Origin of the sequence: Oceanobacillus jordanicus (assembly GCF_022095695.1) — a bacterium.
GTDB classification, from domain to species: Bacteria; Bacillota; Bacilli; order Bacillales; family Amphibacillaceae; genus Oceanobacillus_B; species Oceanobacillus_B jordanicus.
This window is the reverse complement of record NZ_JAIFZM010000005.1, coordinates 167,893-187,898: the sequence shown is the minus strand read 5'-3', so window position 1 is coordinate 187,898 and position 20,006 is coordinate 167,893. Positions and strand designations below refer to the sequence as shown.

Below are 20,006 nucleotides of genomic sequence, written 5' to 3'. Positions count from 1 at the left end.
AATAATGATAAATAACATAACGCTAGGAACTATGGCGGATCAACAGATTACAAAACCTGCAGTATCACCAGGACAGGCGCAGGAAAGTTTTGCAAATACATTAAAAGCAGCAATTAATAACGTAAATAATAGCCAAATTGCTTCAGATAACAAGACAGAAGCACTTGCCAATGGCCAAATTGATGATTTGCATGACGTAATGATAACTGCACAAAAAGCAAGCATTACATTAGAAACAAGCGTACAAATGCAACGTAAAGCTATAGATGCCTACAATGAAATAATGAGGATGCAGGTTTAAGTCCATTCGCTTCAAAAGCAAGAGTATACTTGTGTACTTCTTAACAAACATTCTAATTTCAGAAATAATAATGGATTTCGAATCCTTAAAATTTACAAAATCTAGACAATGTAGTAAATGTTTGAATCAATTTTGGCATCATGGTGGGGGAATATATGAAAGAGAAGATAATGAACTGGAAAGAAAAAACAACTGGATTCTGGAAAAAACGCTCCAATACACAAAAGGGCGTCTTTCTTGGATCTGTATTACTAGTCATCCTACTGATTGGTGGGATCTTATTTTTGTCGCCCGGGTCCAGGTTGGTTCCATTATATAGCAACCTTTCCTTGCAGGAAGTAGGGCAAATAAAAACAGAACTTGATACAAGAGGCATACAATATGAATTACAAGACGGCGGAACAACTGTAAATGTTCCAGAAGAGCGAGTGGATTCACTACTTGTTGATCTTGCCGGACAGGGTTTACCAAATAGTGGGAACATCGATTATTCCTTTTTCAGTGAGAATGCATCTTGGGGAGTAACAGACAACGAGTTTAACGTAATGAAGCTGGATGCGATGCAAACCGAATTGGCTAACTTAATGAAAGGGATTGATGGAATTGAAAATGCCGAGGTCATGATTAATATGCCTGAGGATCCCGTTTTTGTTAGCGACGCAGCACAAGAAGGCAGTGCATCCATAGTCTTGAATACGCAGCCTGGATATCAGTTTGAAGGAAACCAAATAGAGTCGCTTTACCACTTAGTGTCAAAAGCAGTACCGAATCTGCCGGCGGACAACATCGTTATTATGAACCAGTACTTTGAATACTTTGATAGAAACAATCAGACTGCCGGTGGCTCGCAGGATGCACATACATATCAGCAATCCGTTAAGAAGGACATAGAACGAGATATCCAAAAGAGATTACAACAGATGCTTAGTGCTATGGTAGGTGGCGAAAATGTAATCGTATCTGTAACGTCTGATATTGATTTTACACAAGAAAACAGAACGGAAAATCTTGTAGAACCTGCTGATGAGGAAAATATGGAAGGTCTGCCAGTTAGCGTTGAAACAATCCAAGAAACGTATAGTGGAAACCCTCCTGTTGGTGGGAATGCTGGAACTGGTGATGAAGACATAGCTAATTATGAAGGTGTTGAAGAAGGCGAAGACGGAGATTATGAGCTAGTTAAGGAAACAGTAAACAATGAATACAACCGTATTCAAAGAGAGATTGTAGAAAGTCCTTATAAAGTACGTGATCTTGGGATACAGGTAGCTGTTAACAATGTTAAAAATGACGATGGCGAAACCGTTGAATATTTAACACAGCAGGAACAAACAACTGTTGAAGAAGGTATTTCTTCTATTTTAAGTTCCATTGTGACCACTACGGTTGATGCAGAATTTGAGCCAGCTAATGCTGCGCCAGGAGAAAATGTATCCATCACGTTCCAAGAATTTAGTGGAAAACAAACGAATAGCGCTGCGGCCACATCTGCTGGTATTCCGTCTTGGATGTATATAGCAGGAGGAGCATTACTACTAATTATTATTGTATTGGTTGTTATGTTGTTGCGTAATCGTGGAGAAGAAGAAATTATAGAAGAGAGCTATATCTCAGAAGAAATACCTGCCGAGATTCCAGAATTACCTGAAAATGAACAGACAGAGGCAGATGTCCGTAAAAAACAATTAGAAAAAATTGCAAAAGATAAGCCGGAAGATTTCGCGAAACTTTTACGAAGCTGGATCGGGGAAGATTAGGAGGGGATTAAATGGTAAGACAAAAAGGCGCCTTAACAGGCAGGCAAAAAGCAGCGATACTTTTGATCTCCTTAGGCCCGGATGTTTCTGCTCAGGTGTACAAACATTTGACAGAAGAGGAAATTGAAAAACTCAGCTTGGAAATTTCCTCAGTTAAAAAAGTAGATAATTCTTTAAAAGACGATGTTTTAGACCAATTTCACCAAATTGCAGTAGCTCAGGACTTTATCTCACAAGGGGGGATAGGGTATGCAAAAACAGTTCTGGAAAAAGCTTTTGGAAGCCAGGAAGCTTCTAATATAATTAATCGACTTACATCTTCCTTGCAGGTGAGACCATTTGACTTTGCGAGAAAGGCAGATCCACAGCAAGTCTTAAATTTCATTCAAAACGAACATCCGCAAACAATTGCACTTGTTCTCTCTTATTTAGATTCAGAGCAATCCGGGCAAATTTTATCAGCACTGCCACAAGAAATGCAGGCAGATATTGCAAGAAGAATTGCTACAATGGATTCTACATCACCCGAGATCATTACACAGGTTGAACAAGTTTTAGAAAAAAACATCTCTTCTTCTGTAACAGAGGACTACACACAAACGGGTGGAATCCAAGCCGTCGTAGAAGTTCTCAATGGAGTAGATCGGAGTACAGAACGTACGATTTTAGATGCTCTTGAAATACAAGATCCAGAGCTTGCTGATGAGATCAAAAAACGTATGTTTGTGTTCGAAGATATTGTTATTCTTGATAACAGAGCAATTCAACGGGTAATACGAGAAGTTGAAAATGACGATTTACGATTATCACTTAAAGTAGCTAGTGATGAAGTGAAAGATATTGTGTTTAAAAATATGTCACAAAGGATGGCAGAGTCCTTTAAAGAAGAGATGGAATATATGGGGCCAGTACGTTTACGTGATGTAGAGGAAGCACAAACAAGAATTGTTGGCTCTATTAGAAGATTAGAAGATATAGGTGAGATTGTCATTGCAAGAGGTGGAGGAGATGATATCATTGTCTGATTCTAGCGTGACGGGTGGCAAGGTAATCAAAATCAAACCAGTCATAACACGAAATGATGTAGCAGCAGGAGTAGAGACAGAAGAACAAGTGCAGGCAGAACTTCGAGAGGCACAACAAACTTTTGAAGAAGTGAAGGAAAACACTGCCAAAATGCTACAGCAGACACATGATGAGATCGAACAAGCGAAGCTAAACTGGGAAGAAGAGAAGAAAAAATTAGTCGAACAAGCAAAAAACGATGGATACCAGGACGGGTTTAATTCAGGTAGAGATGAAGGTCTGTTGGTATACCAAACAAAGTTAGATGAGTTGAACCAGTTAACAGAACGGGCAATGAAAGAGTTTCAACAAACAGTAGAAAAAAGTACAGATGAAATTATAAATATCGCGTTAAATACCGCTGAGAAAATAATTGATCAAAAGATCACAGAGGAGCCTACCTCTTTTCTACACATCGTAAATAAAGCAATTAAGGAATTAAAGGACCAATCTATCATATCGATTTACCTTAATCCTGCAAATTACGAGTTTGTCGTTCAGCAAAAGGAAGAACTGTTACAAATTCTGGATGATGACACAAAGCTCGCAATTTATATAAAGGACACTGTTGAAGAAAACGGTTGTCGTATCCAGCACCCGTTTGGTGAATTGGATATTGGAATTGATACACAGTTAAAGCAAATTAGAGAAGTATTACATGAAATTGTATTGGAGCAAAAGCAATGAATATCGCAGACTACCTATCAGCAGTAGAACAAGCAGACACATATAAACGTTATGGAAAAGTCCTTCGAGTGGTTGGATTGATGATTGAGTCACAAGGTCCTGCTGCCAATATAGGGGAAGTATGCTATATTCATTCATCTGAGAACCGTTCTCCGATCCTCTCAGAGGTTGTTGGTTTTAATAATGAAAAAATAATTCTTATGCCTTATTCAGAAGTAAATGAAATCGGACCTGGATGTCTTGTAGAATCGACTGGGAAGCCTCTAAGTATAAAAGTGGGAAGAGGTTTAATTGGTAATGTCGTTGACTCACTAGGAGAGAAACTGGACCATTCTTCACTTCCAAAAGGATTAACCCGGTACTTAACCGACCAGGCTCCGCCTAATCCAATGGAGAGGCCACCCATTTCCGAACCAATACAGGTAGGGGTGAAGGCTATAGACTCCCTTCTTACAGTAGGAAAAGGCCAACGTATTGGAATATTTGCAGGTAGTGGTGTTGGGAAAAGTACACTGTTAGGAATGATTGCTAGAAATAGTGACGCAGATATAAATGTCATCGCACTAATTGGTGAAAGAGGCAGAGAAGTTCGAGAATTCATAGAAAAAGATCTAGGGTCAGAAGGGCTTAAGAGATCGATTGTTGTGGTAGCCACATCAGATCAACCCGCCTTAATGCGCATAAAGGGTGCCTATACAGCAACAGCAATCAGTGAGTATTTCAGGGATCAGGGATATAGCGTGAACCTCATGATGGATTCTGTTACAAGGGTAGCGATGGCCCAACGAGAAATTGGACTAGCTACAGGAGAACCACCAACTACAAAAGGTTATACCCCTTCTGTATTTGCCACCCTTCCTAAATTACTCGAGCGAACAGGTACAAACAAAAACGGAACCATTACAGCCTTTTATACTGTATTGGTAGACGGTGATGACATGAATGAACCGATAGCAGACACGGTTAGAGGGATATTAGATGGTCACTTTGTTATGGATAGAAAACTGGCAGAGCGTGGCCAGTTTCCCGCAATTAATGTTCTCAAGTCGATTAGCCGTGTAATGAATGGAATTACTGCAGCTTCCCACAAACAAATAGCGCAGGAAATTCGCTCGCTAATGGCAAAATATGAAGAGAATAGCGAATTAATTCACATTGGTGCCTATAAACGGGGCACTGACCAAATGATCGACAGAGCAATTTCCTATCAACCTAAGATACAGTCCTTTTTAAAGCAGGATGTTCATGAAGTATTATCACGTACCGAATCAATTGAACAAATGACAGCATTATTAAATGGAGGCATGAATTAATGGCGGAAATACTAGCTTTATCAAAGATTCGTAATGTCCGAGAACAAGAAAAAAATGATGCGCAAAAGGCCTACCATCAATCAACAGAATTTTTCGAGGATATCGCCACAAAAATGTTCCAGTTATTAAAGAAGAAGGAAAACGCTGAAAAAGATTATGAAGATGCAATTCAACAAGCTATAACGCTTGATAAAATAAGAGAGCAAAATGCATATATCGAGCGATTAAATAAGCAAATTATGGACATGCAAAATGCCGTTCAGAATGCGAGAAATGATATGGAATTGAAGCAGAGTTTACTTACTGAAGCACATGTAGAAATGAAGAAATTCGATAAGATTATTGAAATGAGACAGGAAGAGAAAAAAGCTATCCAGGAGAAAATGGAGAAATCCTCGATGGATGAAGTCTCGATACAGCAATATTTAAGTCATATAAACAGGTGATGACATGGAAAAAGACCTAAAAACAGAAAAAAAGAAAATGAATCCATTTCTCTGGTTTCTTTTTGCAATCGTAATTCCGCTATTGATTGCAGTCGTGATTGCGGTAATTGCCTTTAGTATGGCAGGAGTAAACGTAATGGACTGGGTAAAGGAAAAAGGAAGTAATATTCCAGTTGTGTCCTCGCTTATAGAATCGCCAGAAGGGGAGTCAGTAGAACAAACACCAGATCAAACTTCAGAGCAGCTAGCTGACAAAAATGAGCAGATTGAGCAACTTAACCAGCAAGTACAGGATATGGAAACAACGATTGATCGATTAGAAGAAGAAGCGGTAATTCTAGAAAATCGTAATAAACAGAATGAAGCTACTGCTGAGGTGGAGGCTGATAGTGAATCAGAAAATAGTTCAATAACTACAATCGCAAGCTCTTTTAAAGACATGGACAGTGAACAGGCTGCTCTAATCATGCAGGATTTAGATAATCAAACAGCTGTCTCTATATTAGAAGAAGTTTCAAATAAAGTAAGAGGCGCCATTTTGGCAGAAATGGAACCAGCTAAAGCGGCAGATTTAACAAAAATATTCATAGATGCTGGAAACTAGATAATTTGAAAGGGGGTGAAACTTAATGAATGCAATCGGAATGTTTGTTCAGCAAATACAATCTGTAAAAGTACCTGCTGCCTCCGAGAAGACCTCTAGCAGAAGTGATTTATTTCAATCAATGCTGAATGGTGAGCATGGTAACGAAGCAACTGGTTTAAAAGAGATGATTCTATTAGCAGGACAGAATAGTAATAATAATGCTTCTAAACTAGCAACAGCGTCTGATCAGGATACGCTGACCAAATCTATACAACCTGCTTTATCGCTTATATTTCAGTCTGGTGATGAGAAAAACAACGGAGAGAAAATTCAATTGACCGAGGAAGAACAGGAAAAGCTGATGGATCTGCTTACCATCCTAATGGAATCGGAGAATAACCAAGAAAAACTTGAAGTTGGAATGAAACTCGATGAGATGATGAATTTACCACCATTATTTAACGAATTTGTTCAGCTGTTAAGTGAAGTAGCTCCTGTTTTATCGCAAATAACTTCTAAAGAAGATGCTGAAAAGGTAGCACCAAAATTATTACAACTGTTGCAGCAATGGACTTCGCTTGAAAAGAAAGCAGGCGCAGCGAACAGTGGGGACGCGGTGCTTAACCTTATGAAAAAAGACGGTACTAGTTTACAAGGGGTCTGGAAGGATCTAATTCAATCCTTTGAAAAGCGAAATCAGATGGCTACAAAACATCAATACAACACTGATTCAAAGGTCACCACTAGTGATATTGCCAAGTGGCTTTCAAGCGCATTGGAACAGCACGCACAACCTACTTTAAAAACAGAGGGCCTTAGCAATACTGCATCTGTCATAAGCGGACCAATGAGCCAGGTAGAACAGCTTGTTATCCATGTTAATTCTACCCAATCTACGAAGTCACCGGATAAACAATTACTGGAGCAGTTTCAGCAATTAATACAATCAAGCAAGTTTGCTGCTAAATCCAATGGAACAACACAGCTGTCCATTTCATTACGACCAGAAAATCTTGGAGACATGATGGTGAAATTAACACAGATAAACGGAGAAATGACGGTAAAAATACTTGTTTCTTCTCAGGCAACAAAAGAGATGATGGAAGGGAATATTCATCAACTACGTAATATGTTCTCTCCACACCAAGTGGTGATTGAGAAACAGGATATGGCTGTTCAACAAAGCCAAAACCTCCAAGAGGAACAGGATAACCAGCATTCTGATCAACAACAAGATCGATCTGGAGATACTAGGCAGGATGAAGAAAGTCATGCGGAAGATGATTTTGCAACTCAGTTTCACGAATTATTAATGAATGAGAAAGTGTAGGTGGAAAAAATGCCCGTTAACCTAGACCCGTCATTGTATTTGAAAAATCAAAGCAGTGCAAGAACACCGAGCACAAATCTAGGAAAAGATGAATTTCTAAAGATTCTTATGGCACAGTTACAGAATCAGGACCCGAGCAACCCCATGGATGACAAGCAGTTTATTTCGCAAATGGCACAATTTTCTTCGCTAGAGCAGACAATGAATATGGCAAACTCAATAGATAGTCTTGTAGAGAGTCAAATGATTTCTCCTGTCATTAAGTATAGTCATATGATTGGAAAGGAAGTAAGCTATCGGGCTGTAGATGAAGAAACAGGGGAAAAAGGGGAAGAGATTTCAAGTCAAGTGGTTTCAGTGAGTCAGCATGAGGGTTGGGCTGTTTTAGAACTGAAAAACGGTGACAAAATTTACGCAGATGCTGCTATTCAAGTAAGTGATCCAACCGAAGAGGTGGAAGAAGAAGCATAATGGCACAAAAAAGGATGTGAGCATATGGATCATCGAATTCATCAATTGCCGCACCAGCATGCCCTGAATGTAGCGACGCCTGTAAGGCAGGCAAGTAGTAAATCGAACGTTAATTTTAAAGATGTTCTTACAGAACAGACAGGTTTAAAAATTAGTAAGCATGCCTCGGAGCGGCTTCAAGAGAGAAACATTGAAATTGATACAAAGCAATGGGAAAAAATAAACGATAAAGTAAAAGAAGCAAAAGCTAAAGGAATAACAGATTCGTTGGTCATTACAGAGCAAGCAGCACTACTTGTAAGTGCAAAAAATAATACGGTTGTAACTGCGATGAACAGGCAGGAAGCGACAAGTCGAATTTTCACAAACATTAATGGAACAATACTGATGGATAAATAGGCTGGACCCTTCTGGGAGGCCAAACCGCTGTTGAAGGATAGATACAGCGTAAAACGATATAACCAAAAAGGGGAAATGATAAATGTTACGTTCTATGTATGCTGGGATTTCAGGTATGAAAAACTTTCAAACAAAATTAGATGTAATTGGAAATAATATTGCCAATGTAAACACTTCAGGCTTTAAAAAAGGAAGGGTAACCTTTCAGGATATGATGAGCCAAACGACAGCTGGTGCACAAGCTGCAACTGACACACGAGGTGGAGTTAACCCGTCCCAGGTAGGGCTTGGTTCACAGCTTGGAACAATTGACAACATTCACACACAAGGCTTTAGACAGACTACCAACAGTCCACTGGATTTTGCTTTAGAAGGGGACGGAATGTTTGTTGTTCAGGATGGTAATCAAACGTTTTACACAAGAGCAGGAAACTTTTACCTAGATAGTGAAGGAGCTATTGTTAATCCACAAGGTTATTACCTACAAGGTATGGACGGTAATATAAGTATTCCGGATACTGCACAAAGCTTCAGTGTTCAAAGCAACGGAACAGTTTCCTATATTGATGAAGAGGGCGACCCTCAAGAAGCTGGTCAGATCGCGATTGCATCTTTCTCGAATGCCGCTGGTTTAGAAAAGTCCGGAAGTAACTTATTCCTTAATAGTGAAAATGCTGGGTACAATGGTATAGTTGCTCCTGAAACAGAAGGAACTGCATCCATCGTAAGTGGTTCACTGGAAATGTCGAACGTTGATCTCTCAGAAGAATTTACAGAGATGATTACTGCACAACGTGGATTCCAGGCAAATACACGTATTATTACAACATCGGATGAAATACTTCAGGAACTAGTAAATCTAAAACGATAAGGAGGTAGGGAGTGCCGTATCTTGGCACTCCCGCCCATTTTATGATTGAGTTAAGACGTTTAAATAATGAAACATTTACGATTAATGCGTTAATGATCGAACAGATTCAATCATTTCCTGACACTACGATAACATTGTTAAACGGTAAAAAGGTTGTTGTAAAAGACAGGGAACAGACGGTAATTGAACTAGCAACAGAATTTTATAAGAAAATCGGCTTGCAACAATCATTAAATAAAGCAGGTGATGGTAAAAATGAGTAAGTTAGTTAAGGTGATGCTTTCCTCCATAGCAATACTGATTGTTGGAGCAGCTGTAGCTTTCCTAGTTATCCTTAATTTCAATGATGAAAAAGAAGGTGAAGCGAAAACGATCGATGATATTGTGGAGTATTCCTATGAGTCACCTGAAGTAACAACAGATCTGGATGACGGCAGCTTTGTACGGATTCAATTCCAGATTATAACGGATAGTAAAGATGCCAAGGAAGAAATTGCTAAACGAGATTTCCAGCTTAAAAATATCCTTATTAAAGAGTTAGCCGTGTTGAGTGAAGAGGATTTTAAAGCAGGTTTATCTGAATTAGAAGAAACCGTCCAAACAAAGTTAAATGAAGTTATGACAGATGGAAAAATTACCGATGTTTATACAATCAATAAGATTTTGCAGTAAACATAGATGTAATACTCCAACATGGAGGTGAGTTAATTGGTAGATGAAGTTCTTTCGCAAAATGAGATAGATGCCCTCTTGTCTGCTATCACGTCAGGTGAAATGGACGCAGAAGAGCTTAAAAAAGAAGATAAAGAAAAAAAAGTCCGTGTTTATGACTTTAAACGAGCACTACGTTTCTCAAAAGATCAGATCCGCAGCATTTCCAGAATTCACGAAAACTATGCTCGGATGCTTACAACTTTTTTCTCTGCTCAATTGCGGACATATGTGAATATCAATGTGGCATCAGTAGATCAAATCCCATACGAAGAATTTATAAGATCAGTTCCAAAAATGACAGTACTTAATACATATAGTGTTGCTCCGCTTGAGGGAAGGATCGTTATGGAAATTAACCCAAATATTGCCTATGCGTTGCTGGACAGAATACTCGGGGGCAAAGGGTATAGTGCCAATAAAGTGGACAACTTGACGGAGATTGAAACGATACTAATGTCACAAATATTTGAAAAAGCAATTGTAAACTTGCAAGAAGCGTGGGCTTCTATTGTAGAAATTGATCCTGTAATGGAAGAATTCGAAGTGAATCCACAGTTTTTACAGATGGTTTCACCAAATGAAACGGTAGTTGTAGTCTCTTTAAACACAGCTATTGGTGATACGAGTGGGTTAATTAACATCTGTATTCCACATATCGTGCTTGAGCCCATTATTTCAAAGTTATCTGTCCACTATTGGATGCAGACGTCGACTAAAGAAAGAGACGATGAAGCATACAATAAATTGTCTACGAACTTGGAAACAGCAAAAGTAGAAGCAAAGACTTTGTTGGGGACTACAGACATAAACATTGAGCAATTTCTTAATCTTAAACCAAATGATGTAATTGGGCTAGATCAAACAATAGATCAACCACTTATACTGGAAGTTAATGATAAGCCAAAATTTTATGTACAGCCTGGCAAGCTAAAAAATAAATTGTCAGTGCAAGTAATGGAAGAAATTAAAGGGGTGAACATAGATGATGAATGATGGAATGCTGTCACAGGATGAAATTGATGCATTATTGAAGATTGGCGAAGATGATGCAGACGATGCTGAAGTCACTTCACCTGTACATCAGTCTTTAACTACAATTGAAGAAGATACATTAGGAGAGATTGGCAACATATCCTTCGGGAGTTCTGCTACGACACTATCAACTTTGTTAAATCAAAAAGTAGATATTACAACACCAACCGTATCTGTAATTCAGAAGGCAGATCTAGAAAAAGAGTTTAACTTTGAACCAGTCAGCGTTGAAGTAAGCTATATTGATGGCTTTACTGGGAAAAATGTATTTGTACTAAAATCACCAGATGCAGCGATTATTTCTGATATTATGTTAGGGGGAGATGGAACTTCTCCTGCTGAGGAATTAAATGAAATTCATTTGAGCGCTGTCCAGGAAGCAATGAACCAAATGATGGGAGCTGCTGCAACAAGCATGTCAACAGTCTTCAACAAGAAAGTTGATATTTCACCACCCAATATACTATTAGCGGACCCCGAGGATGACACCAAAGCTAGATTTACAGAAGATGCCTATGTAAAGGTCTTTTTTGAGCTCAAAGTTGGCGATCTAATAGATTCTAATATTATGCAACTTATGCCGATGAGCTTTGCAAAGGGATTGGTGGATGAATTGCTCAATGGAAAAGCTGAGGAAGAAGCCGCTGTGACGGTAGAAGAGCTAGAAAGAAGCTTTGAAACCGAGACGAAAGAGCCTGTGAAACATCAATATGAGACAAATCATCAAGAGGATCCAAGCATGTTAGGAAATACCGCAAATCAACATAGTGCCGTCCAACCTGCAGCGTTTTCTAACTTTGAGCCTGTAGAATTAAACAAATCAGAACATCGTAACTTGGATATGTTGATGGACATTCCTTTAAAAGTAACGGTTGAGTTAGGAAGAACGAAACGAACGATCCGGGATATTCTGGATTTATCTGCTGGATCTATTATAGAGCTAGATAAATTAGCTGGAGAGCCTGTAGATATTCTAGTAAATGAAAAACTTATTGCTAGAGGAGAAGTAGTGGTAATTGATGAAAACTTTGGTGTACGGGTTACAGATATCCTAAGCCAGTCAGATAGGTTACGCAGACTTAAATAACATATTGCTGAAGGGGGATTTTTAAATGGGACAACGCATCTTGATTGTAGATGACGCGGCTTTTATGAGAATGATGATTAAAGATATTTTAGTTAAAAATGGTTTTGACGTAGTGGGGGAAGCACAAGATGGTGTACAAGCTGTTGAAAAATATAACGAATTAGAACCTGATTTGGTCACAATGGATATCACGATGCCTGAAAAAGATGGCATAACCGCGTTAAAGGAAATTAAAGCAAAGCATCCAAGTGCAAAAATAATTATGTGCTCTGCAATGGGACAGCAAGCGATGGTAATTGATGCCATCCAAGCAGGAGCGAAAGATTTTATCGTTAAGCCATTTCAATCAGACCGGGTTATTGAAGCAATACAAAAGGCTTTGAATTAGGAACGAGTGAGTATGTTAATTAAAAAAATAAGTCTAGTTATCTGTTTCATCGCGATTTTCTCCTTTTCTTTTCTATCTAACGAAATCTCTGCTAGTTCTTCTAATGTGACGGACTGGCTAAATGAAGAAGAGAAGGGAGAAAATAGCCCAGATGAACAAGAAGGAAACAATCAAGAAGAGCAGGTAGAACAGGGGCAAGTGGAAGAAAATGGGTTCATGCTGTTTGATCTTATAAAAATGTTCTTTGCTTTAGTATTAGTATTGGCACTTATCTATGTGCTTTTAAAGTTTTTGAATAAGAGAAACAAGTTATTTACAAAGGTAAGAGCTCTTGAAAGCCTTGGTGGTGTATCAGTAGGACAAAATAAATCTGTGCAAATTGTACGTTTAGGGGATCGTTTTTACCTGCTTGGTGTGGGCGATAATGTTGAACTTTTACAGGAAATCACAGATGCAAATGTGAAGGCAGATTTGATAAGGCAGGATGAAGCACAGCAAGGCACAGGTGGAATTCTTGCAGATCTATTTCAATCAAAAGGAAAGTCTACAACATCAACTATGAAATCAGATGGATCAGATTTTAAAGATCTTTTCTCGGGTGAATTGAAAAAGCTAAAGAACAATCGCAACAAATTGATTCAACAGCAAAAGCAAAAGGAAGATAGACATGAATGAATTCGTAGACATGTTTTCTAGTTCGGATCCTTCGAATGTAGCGACATCTGTAAAACTATTACTTCTATTAACAGTCTTGTCTCTTGCGCCAGGTATATTAATATTGATGACGAGTTTCACTAGAATCATTATAGTCTTGTCATTTGTAAGAACATCACTTGCAACGCAACAAATGCCACCAAATCAGGTGCTTATTGGTATTGCCTTATTTCTAACCTTTTTTATTATGGCACCTATTTTTGGTGAGGTGTATGATGAAGCACTTCAACCATTATTTGATGAAGAAATAACCCTTGATGAGGCCTATGATAGAGCGAGTGCTCCGATGAAAGACTTTATGGCAGAGCATACACGCCAGAAAGACCTTGCTTTATTTATGAATTATGCACAGCTAGAAAAGCCAGAAACAGTTCAGGAGATACCGCTGACAACCCTTGTTCCAGCATTTGCGATCAGTGAATTGAAGACTGCCTTTCAAATGGGATTCATGATTTTTGTTCCTTTTTTGATTATTGATATGGCTGTTGCAAGTGTCCTTATGTCAATGGGGATGATGATGCTGCCACCTGTAATGATCTCCCTGCCATTCAAAATTCTACTATTCGTATTAGTTGATGGTTGGTATATGATTACACATTCTCTGTTGGATAGTTTCTAAGTTGGATATTTTAAGAAAAGTAGGTGATTTTGGTGAGCAGTGAATTTGTATTAGGCCTCGCAGAAAAGGGAGTGTATACCATTCTCTTAATCACAGGCCCATTGTTGATACTAGCGCTTGCTGTTGGCTTGCTGGTAAGTATTTTTCAAGCGACAACCCAAATACAGGAACAGACCTTGGCTTTTGTTCCGAAAATTGTAGCTGTATTGGTTGGACTCATTTTTTTTGGACCATGGATGCTTACAGAAATGGTTAAATTTACTTCCGACATATTTCAAAATTTAAATCAGTTTGTAGGGTAACCCATGCTTGAATTAATTAATGTTAATAGCTTGCCAGTTTTTATTCTTGTCTTTGTTCGAGTGCTAGCCTTTTTTGTCACGTTGCCACTGTTTGCTTACGGAACTATACCAACACCATTTAAAATAGGCCTTAGTTTCTTTTTAGCTTTTATTATGTTTTATACAATTGGCACCACAGATATTACTTTCGATGAATTGTACTTGTTTCTTTTAATAAAAGAAGTATTGGTTGGACTATTGATTGGTCTAATTGCATACATCATTCTTTCAGCAGTTCAAATCGCTGGTGGGTTTATAGATTTTCAGATGGGATTTGCAATAGCTAATGTTATTGATCCGCAAACTGGCGCACAAAGTCCATTAACGGGTCAATATTTTTATATCTTTTCCTTACTCTTTTTATTGGCTGTAGACGGGCATCATTTATTAATAGACGGAATTTACAATAGTTATTCGTTCATTCCTGTAGATACATTTATACCATTTGGCAACCAATCTATTGCTGATTTTGTTATCGATACGTTTAATACGATGTTTCTGATCGCTTTCCAAATTGCCATACCAATTGTTGGCTGCCTGTTCTTAGTTGACGTCGCACTTGGTATTATAGCGAGAACAGTCCCGCAACTAAATGTATTTGTAGTAGGACTTCCACTAAAGATACTTGTAAGTTTCCTAACTTTATTCGTTTTTCTAAGTCTCTATATTGTACTTGTTAAAAAATTATTTACATATCTGTTCCAAACAATGCAGGGACTGATGCAATTATTCGGGGGTGCGTAACTTGCTAAGGCTTGATTTACAATTTTTTGCAGGTGAAAAGACCGAAAAAGCAACTCCGAAAAAGCGTCAAGATGAGCGAAAGAAAGGGAAGGTTGCGAAGAGCCAGGATATTAATACAGCAATATTGCTGCTTTTTACCTTTATTATTCTCATTGTTTTTGGTGGCTCGATAAAGAATAGTATGATGGATTTCTTTACACATTCTTTTACGGAATACATTCAATGGGATGTTACGGAAAACACAGTTCATCAAGTCTTTACCGGTGCAGCGATTGAAGCTGCCAAAATGCTGGCGCCTATTATGGTAATCTCGATAATAGCTGGGTTGGCGGCTAATTTTTTGCAAATTGGATTCTTGTTTACAACAGAGCCTTTAAAATTTGATCTGAAGAAAATAGATCCAATTCAAGGTGCTAAAAGAATATTCTCCATCCGAGCACTTGTTGAATTGCTGAAATCATTATTAAAAATTGTCTTCATCGGCACCATCACATTTCTTGTGATCTGGATAAATAAAGATGAAATGATGATGCTATCGTTTAAAACGGTGGATGGTGCGCTAGCCTTCTTTGGTCAGGTAACGGTTATCATGGCTATATCAGCGACCATTGCTCTTCTTTTTCTTGCTGTTTTCGATTATGCTTACCAGCGTTACGATTTTGAAAAGAATATGAAGATGTCTAAACAAGATGTAAAGGATGAATACAAGAATATTGAAGGGGACCCATTAATAAAGTCCAAAATAAAAGAAAGACAACGTCAAATGGCAACGCGCAGAATGATGAGTGAGGTCCCTAACGCAGATGTTGTCATCACGAACCCGACTCACTTTGCCATAGCGATTAAGTATGATGAGACCAAAGCAGACGCACCGTACATTGTCGCAAAGGGTTCAGACGATATTGCAATGAAGATAAAAGAAGTTGCTAAGAAAAATGGGGTAACCACAGTAGAGAATAAACCACTGGCCCGTGCCCTATATAAAGCAGCAGAAATCGGGGATATCATCCCAGAAGAGTTCTTCAAAGCAGTGGCTGAAGTGTTGGCGTATGTATATAAACTAGAGAAAAAAGCTTAAGCAATGAGGAGAGACAATAATGAAAGCTCGTGATTTATCCGTCCTTTTAGGTGTTATATTAATAATCGTAATGCTTGTCATTCCACTACCGGGATGGCTATTAAGTATTTTTATTTTATGTAATATAACCCTTGCACTAATCGTTATACTTGTATCAATGAACACACAGGAAGCATTGCAGTTTTCCATATTTCCATCTCTCTTGCTGCTTTTAACACTTTTCCGCTTAGGGTTAAATGTTTCTACTACCAGGTCAATTCTTTCTGAAGCTGAGGCAGGCGGGGTCGTAGAAACATTTGGTACATTTGTTATCGGTGATAATCCTCTTGTAGGTTTCGTTGTATTTATTATACTTGTAATCATTCAGTTTCTTGTAATCACTAAAGGCTCAGAACGTGTATCAGAAGTGGCAGCAAGGTTTACGCTTGATGCAATGCCAGGAAAGCAAATGAGTATTGATGCCGACCTGAATGCTGGACTGATTTCTGAGCAGCAAGCAAAAGCAAGGCGGGAAAAGGTAGAAAATGAGGCAGATTTTCACGGTTCTATGGATGGAGCTAGTAAATTTGTAAAAGGTGATGCTATTGCTGGTATAATCATCGTTCTCATTAACATTATTTTTGGCCTCATTATTGGCATGGTACAAATGGACATGCCGTTTCAAGAAGCAATTAATACATATATGAGATTGACTGTAGGGGATGGGCTTGTTAGTCAGATACCAGCCTTATTAATTGCAACAGCAACTGGGATAGTTGTAACACGTGTGGCAGGTACAGGGAACCTTGGAAGTGATGTTACAGGTCAGCTACTACAATATCCAAAGCTATTATTTATTGCAGCAGGGACGATCTTCTTGCTTGGTTTAACACCAATTAACTTCTTCCTTACTACAGTCATTGCCGGAGTGCTTGCATTAAGTGGATACTTGTTATTGAAACAGGCTGAAGAGCCGGAGGTTGATGAAGTGGAAGAAGAGGTGCAGACAGAAAGCAGTGCTATGAAGACTTCAGAGAATGTGGTTAGTTTACTTAATATGGATCCGATTGAATTTGAATTTGGTTATGCTTTAATACCCTTAGCAGATACGAATCAAGGTGGAGACTTGTTGGACAGAATTATTATGATCCGCCGACAATTGGCAATCGAATTAGGAATTGTTATACCAGTTGTTCGCATTCGTGATAACATCCAACTAAACCCTAACGAATATCAGATGAAAATTAAGGGAAACCAAGTGGCAGAAGGGGAGTTGTTGCTCGATCATTATCTTGCCATGTCTCCTGATATAGCAGATGATGACATCGATGGTATCGATACTAAAGAACCAGCGTTTGGTCTTCCTGCTAAATGGATAAACGAAGACGTGAAAGATGAAGCAGAATTGTCCGGTTATACTGTTGTGGATCCACCATCTGTTGTATCCACCCATATTACGGAAGTGATAAAGAAACATGCACATGTTTTACTAGGCCGTCAGGAAACCAAACAATTAATCGATCACCTAAAAGAAAGCTATCCAATATTAGTAGAGGAAGTTACCCCAGATCCTTTATCTGTTGGAGACATTCAGAAAGTAATGGCAAAACTTTTAAAAGAAAATATTTCCATACGAAATTTGCCAGTAATCTTTGAAACCTTAGCAGACTTCTCAAAATTAACAAATGATACGGAACTACTAGGGGAATATGTAAGACAAGCTTTATCCCCACAGATTACTAAGCAATATGCAGAAGATGATTCTTCGTTGAAGGTATTGACTGTCTCAGGGAAAGTCGAGAAACTTATAGCGGAAAACATTCAGCAGACAGAGCATGGGAATTATTTAGCGTTGGACCCTGATTCCCAACAAGAAATTGTAAAATCCCTGCACAATGAAGCTGAAAAGTTATCGTTACAGGAAGAGACTGCAATTGTACTTTGCTCTCCAGCTGTCAGAATGTATTTGAAACAGCTGGTTGAACGTTTCCTTCCACAGGTTGTAGTGCTATCTTATAATGAATTGGAGCCAACAGTACAAGTACAAAGCGTAGGGGTGGTGAATATTCAATGAAGGTAAAAAAATATACAGCGGCAACCATGCCAGAAGCAATGAAGCAGGTAAGGAAAGAATTAGGTACAGGAGCTGTTATCTTAAATTCCAAAGAGGTAAAACACAAAGGCTTTTTAGGACTTTTTAAAAAAAGCAGAATCGAAGTGGTCGCAGCACATGATCCAGATCCAATTCGACCAAGCAATAACCAGATGATTCAAGACAAAGTAGCCAATACAACAAAAACTGAAAACAAGCAAGATGGTCCTAAAAAAGACTCTGATAACCTTGTCTTGGAGGAAATAAAGCAACTAAAAAAAATGCTTCATTACTCAACAGATGAAACCAGTCATTATCCAATGAACTATCGACTTGTTTATGAAGGCTTAATTGCACAAGAAGTAGAGCCAATTCTTGCCAAACAGCTTGTAGATAAAGTAATGGATAAGGCAAGCGATCTAGAACCAGAAAATGTAAATTATCGTGATATAGTTAACACCTTAGCGACGGTTTTAAAGACAGAGCTTTCTGGATTTCCATATAAAGGCATAGAGGATACAAAGAAAATTGCACAGTTTGTAGGTCCGACAGGGGTTGGGAAGACAACAACCATCGCTAAAATCGCAGCTAAATGTATGTTAGAGGACCAGAAGAAAGTTGCGCTTATAACCTCGGATACGTATCGTATTGCAGCTGTAGAGCAATTGAGAACGTATGCCAAGATATTAGATGTGCCAATGGAAGTTGCATATACAGCAGATGACTTTAGGCAAGCATTTGAAAAATATGCTAATTATGATGTCATTCTTGTTGATACAGCCGGCAGAAATTTCCGAGATGAACAGTATATAAGACAGCTAAAGGAAACCACTCGTCCTGAATGGGAGATGGATACGTATCTTGTATTAGCTCTAACGGCAAAAGCAGAAGATATTACTACCATTTATGACCAGTTTTCTCAGATTGGTATCAAAGAAATAGTATTCACAAAGACTGATGAAACCAGACAATATGGTAGCTTTCTAAATATATCACTTGGCAAACAGACTGGAATTGCTTACGCAACCAATGGACAGGACGTTCCTGAAGATCTATTAAAATTGTCTCCTTCGCTGATAAGTGATTACATTGTGGATGGTTTGCGAGATGTTTGAGGATCAAGCATCAAGTCTTCGCAAAAAATTGAAACAAGATAACCCTTTACCTGAATTAAAACAAGCAAAAACTGTTTCTATTATTAGTGGTAAGGGCGGTGTAGGCAAGTCTAATGTAGCACTCAATTTATCATTAGAGTTAGTTAGTCAGAAAAACCGTGTCCTTTTATTCGATTTGGATATCGGCATGGGGAATATAGACATTTTAATGGGAGTGCCGGCAAGAAAGTCAATTGTTAACCTCTTGCAAAATTATGAAAGAATTGAAGATATCATTGAAACGGGACCTAAGGGGTTAGGGTACATTGCAGGTGGATCAGGGCTGAATGAATTGTTTTCACTTAATAAAGAAAGCAGAGATTATTTTTTTGAACAGTATCATAAGCTAGTCTCTTCCTATGATTATATTATTTTCGATATGGGCGCGGGGGCCACTAAGGATACCATGTCATTTATTTTGGCCTCTGATGAATGTATAGTTGTAACTACTCCAGAGCCAACATCCATTACAGATGCGTATGGCATGATTAAACATATCGTATCCAACAACCTGGACATGCCAATGAAAGTTATTATGAACAGAGCTTCAAGTACAAAAGAAGGTGAACGGGCTTTACAGCGGTTCCGTGAAGTGGTGATGCGTTTTCTTGAGGTTAATGTGAATGCACTGGGCATATTACCTGATGATAAGCATGTATCCCAAGCCGTTATTCGGCAGATTCCTTATACTATATATAATGAAAATGCTCCTGTTAGTAAGGCTATGAAACAACTAGCCTATCATTATACGGATAATTTACCGCACGATTTTCAACAATCTGGCCGTAAGACTTTCCTACAAAAACTAAAACAACTGATGACAGAGAGGTAACGAATT

The 20,006-nt window shown here is 38.5% G+C and carries 24 protein-coding genes; all 24 read left to right on the top strand.

Annotated features, from left to right (window positions below; genetic code table 11):
* The first annotated feature begins 4 nt into the window (after nucleotides 1-4).
* Complete coding sequence (gene fliE, locus K3T81_RS08070) at nucleotides 5-301, top strand: flagellar hook-basal body complex protein FliE (RefSeq protein WP_106896648.1); 297 nt, start codon at nucleotides 5-7, stop codon at nucleotides 299-301.
* Nucleotides 302-456: 155 nt separating this feature from the next.
* Nucleotides 457-2,058 carry a flagellar basal-body MS-ring/collar protein FliF gene (gene fliF / locus K3T81_RS08065; protein ID WP_238019270.1) on the top strand — a complete coding sequence of 534 codons (1,602 nt, stop codon included), beginning with the start codon at nucleotides 457-459 and terminating at the stop codon, nucleotides 2,056-2,058.
* 11 nt (nucleotides 2,059-2,069) lie between these two features.
* On the top strand, nucleotides 2,070-3,083 hold the full coding sequence (gene fliG, locus K3T81_RS08060; RefSeq protein WP_036573075.1) for a flagellar motor switch protein FliG: 1,014 nt from the start codon (nucleotides 2,070-2,072) through the stop codon (nucleotides 3,081-3,083).
* Nucleotides 3,076-3,810, top strand: coding sequence for a flagellar assembly protein FliH (gene fliH / locus K3T81_RS08055; protein WP_238019268.1), 735 nt, complete (start codon nucleotides 3,076-3,078; stop codon nucleotides 3,808-3,810). Before fliG ends, fliH begins: the two co-directional genes overlap by 8 nt.
* Nucleotides 3,807-5,123: a flagellar protein export ATPase FliI gene (gene fliI / locus K3T81_RS08050; protein ID WP_238019266.1), complete on the top strand. Its 1,317-nt coding sequence runs from the start codon at nucleotides 3,807-3,809 to the stop codon at nucleotides 5,121-5,123. The genes fliH and fliI overlap by 4 nt, the downstream gene beginning before the upstream one ends.
* Complete coding sequence (gene fliJ / locus K3T81_RS08045; protein ID WP_106896652.1) at nucleotides 5,123-5,569, top strand: flagellar export protein FliJ; 447 nt, start codon at nucleotides 5,123-5,125, stop codon at nucleotides 5,567-5,569. Before fliI ends, fliJ begins: the two co-directional genes overlap by 1 nt.
* Before the next feature lie 4 nt (nucleotides 5,570-5,573).
* Nucleotides 5,574-6,173 (top strand): MotE family protein, encoded by a 600-nt coding sequence (locus tag K3T81_RS08040; protein WP_238019265.1) that lies wholly within the window; start codon nucleotides 5,574-5,576, stop codon nucleotides 6,171-6,173.
* 25 nt (nucleotides 6,174-6,198) lie between these two features.
* A complete protein-coding gene (locus tag K3T81_RS08035) occupies nucleotides 6,199-7,485 on the top strand; it encodes a flagellar hook-length control protein FliK (RefSeq protein WP_238019264.1) in 1,287 nt (428 codons plus the stop codon).
* Between the two features lie 9 nt (nucleotides 7,486-7,494).
* Entirely contained in the window at nucleotides 7,495-7,956 is a 462-nt protein-coding gene (gene flgD, locus K3T81_RS08030) for a flagellar hook assembly protein FlgD (protein WP_106896655.1), read from the top strand.
* 24 nt (nucleotides 7,957-7,980) lie between these two features.
* The gene (locus tag K3T81_RS08025) at nucleotides 7,981-8,355 is read left to right on the top strand and encodes a TIGR02530 family flagellar biosynthesis protein (RefSeq protein WP_106896656.1); all 375 of its coding nucleotides are present in this window, start codon (nucleotides 7,981-7,983) and stop codon (nucleotides 8,353-8,355) included.
* Nucleotides 8,356-8,437: 82 nt separating this feature from the next.
* On the top strand, nucleotides 8,438-9,226 hold the full coding sequence (gene flgG / locus K3T81_RS08020) for a flagellar basal body rod protein FlgG (RefSeq protein ID WP_106896657.1): 789 nt from the start codon (nucleotides 8,438-8,440) through the stop codon (nucleotides 9,224-9,226).
* A gap of 11 nt (nucleotides 9,227-9,237) precedes the next feature.
* Complete coding sequence (locus K3T81_RS08015) at nucleotides 9,238-9,489, top strand: flagellar FlbD family protein (protein ID WP_420830805.1); 252 nt, start codon at nucleotides 9,238-9,240, stop codon at nucleotides 9,487-9,489.
* Nucleotides 9,482-9,898: a flagellar basal body-associated protein FliL gene (gene fliL / locus K3T81_RS08010; protein WP_106896658.1), complete on the top strand. Its 417-nt coding sequence runs from the start codon at nucleotides 9,482-9,484 to the stop codon at nucleotides 9,896-9,898. Before K3T81_RS08015 ends, fliL begins: the two co-directional genes overlap by 8 nt.
* Nucleotides 9,899-9,934: 36 nt before the next feature.
* Complete coding sequence (gene fliM, locus K3T81_RS08005; protein WP_106896659.1) at nucleotides 9,935-10,933, top strand: flagellar motor switch protein FliM; 999 nt, start codon at nucleotides 9,935-9,937, stop codon at nucleotides 10,931-10,933.
* Complete coding sequence (gene fliY, locus K3T81_RS08000) at nucleotides 10,923-12,059, top strand: flagellar motor switch phosphatase FliY (protein WP_238019263.1); 1,137 nt, start codon at nucleotides 10,923-10,925, stop codon at nucleotides 12,057-12,059. The genes fliM and fliY overlap by 11 nt, the downstream gene beginning before the upstream one ends.
* A gap of 25 nt (nucleotides 12,060-12,084) precedes the next feature.
* The gene (locus tag K3T81_RS07995) at nucleotides 12,085-12,447 is read left to right on the top strand and encodes a response regulator (protein WP_238019262.1); all 363 of its coding nucleotides are present in this window, start codon (nucleotides 12,085-12,087) and stop codon (nucleotides 12,445-12,447) included.
* A 12-nt stretch (nucleotides 12,448-12,459) separates the two neighbouring features.
* Nucleotides 12,460-13,122 (top strand): flagellar biosynthetic protein FliO, encoded by a 663-nt coding sequence (locus K3T81_RS07990; protein WP_238019261.1) that lies wholly within the window; start codon nucleotides 12,460-12,462, stop codon nucleotides 13,120-13,122.
* Complete coding sequence (gene fliP / locus K3T81_RS07985) at nucleotides 13,115-13,780, top strand: flagellar type III secretion system pore protein FliP (RefSeq protein WP_036573056.1); 666 nt, start codon at nucleotides 13,115-13,117, stop codon at nucleotides 13,778-13,780. The genes K3T81_RS07990 and fliP overlap by 8 nt, the downstream gene beginning before the upstream one ends.
* A 32-nt stretch (nucleotides 13,781-13,812) precedes the next feature.
* Nucleotides 13,813-14,082: a flagellar biosynthesis protein FliQ gene (fliQ, locus tag K3T81_RS07980; RefSeq protein WP_036573055.1), complete on the top strand. Its 270-nt coding sequence runs from the start codon at nucleotides 13,813-13,815 to the stop codon at nucleotides 14,080-14,082.
* A gap of 3 nt (nucleotides 14,083-14,085) precedes the next feature.
* On the top strand, nucleotides 14,086-14,865 hold the full coding sequence (gene fliR / locus K3T81_RS07975; RefSeq protein ID WP_106896662.1) for a flagellar biosynthetic protein FliR: 780 nt from the start codon (nucleotides 14,086-14,088) through the stop codon (nucleotides 14,863-14,865).
* 1 nt (nucleotide 14,866) lies between these two features.
* The gene (flhB, locus tag K3T81_RS07970) at nucleotides 14,867-15,943 is read left to right on the top strand and encodes a flagellar biosynthesis protein FlhB (RefSeq protein ID WP_249226103.1); all 1,077 of its coding nucleotides are present in this window, start codon (nucleotides 14,867-14,869) and stop codon (nucleotides 15,941-15,943) included.
* A 19-nt stretch (nucleotides 15,944-15,962) separates the two neighbouring features.
* Nucleotides 15,963-17,996, top strand: a complete 2,034-nt coding sequence (flhA, locus tag K3T81_RS07965) for a flagellar biosynthesis protein FlhA (protein WP_238019258.1) — start codon at nucleotides 15,963-15,965, stop codon at nucleotides 17,994-17,996.
* Complete coding sequence (gene flhF, locus K3T81_RS07960) at nucleotides 17,993-19,129, top strand: flagellar biosynthesis GTPase FlhF (protein ID WP_238019256.1); 1,137 nt, start codon at nucleotides 17,993-17,995, stop codon at nucleotides 19,127-19,129. The genes flhA and flhF overlap by 4 nt, the downstream gene beginning before the upstream one ends.
* On the top strand, nucleotides 19,122-20,000 hold the full coding sequence (locus K3T81_RS07955; protein ID WP_238019255.1) for a MinD/ParA family protein: 879 nt from the start codon (nucleotides 19,122-19,124) through the stop codon (nucleotides 19,998-20,000). The genes flhF and K3T81_RS07955 overlap by 8 nt, the downstream gene beginning before the upstream one ends.
* Nucleotides 20,001-20,006: the final 6 nt, after the last annotated feature.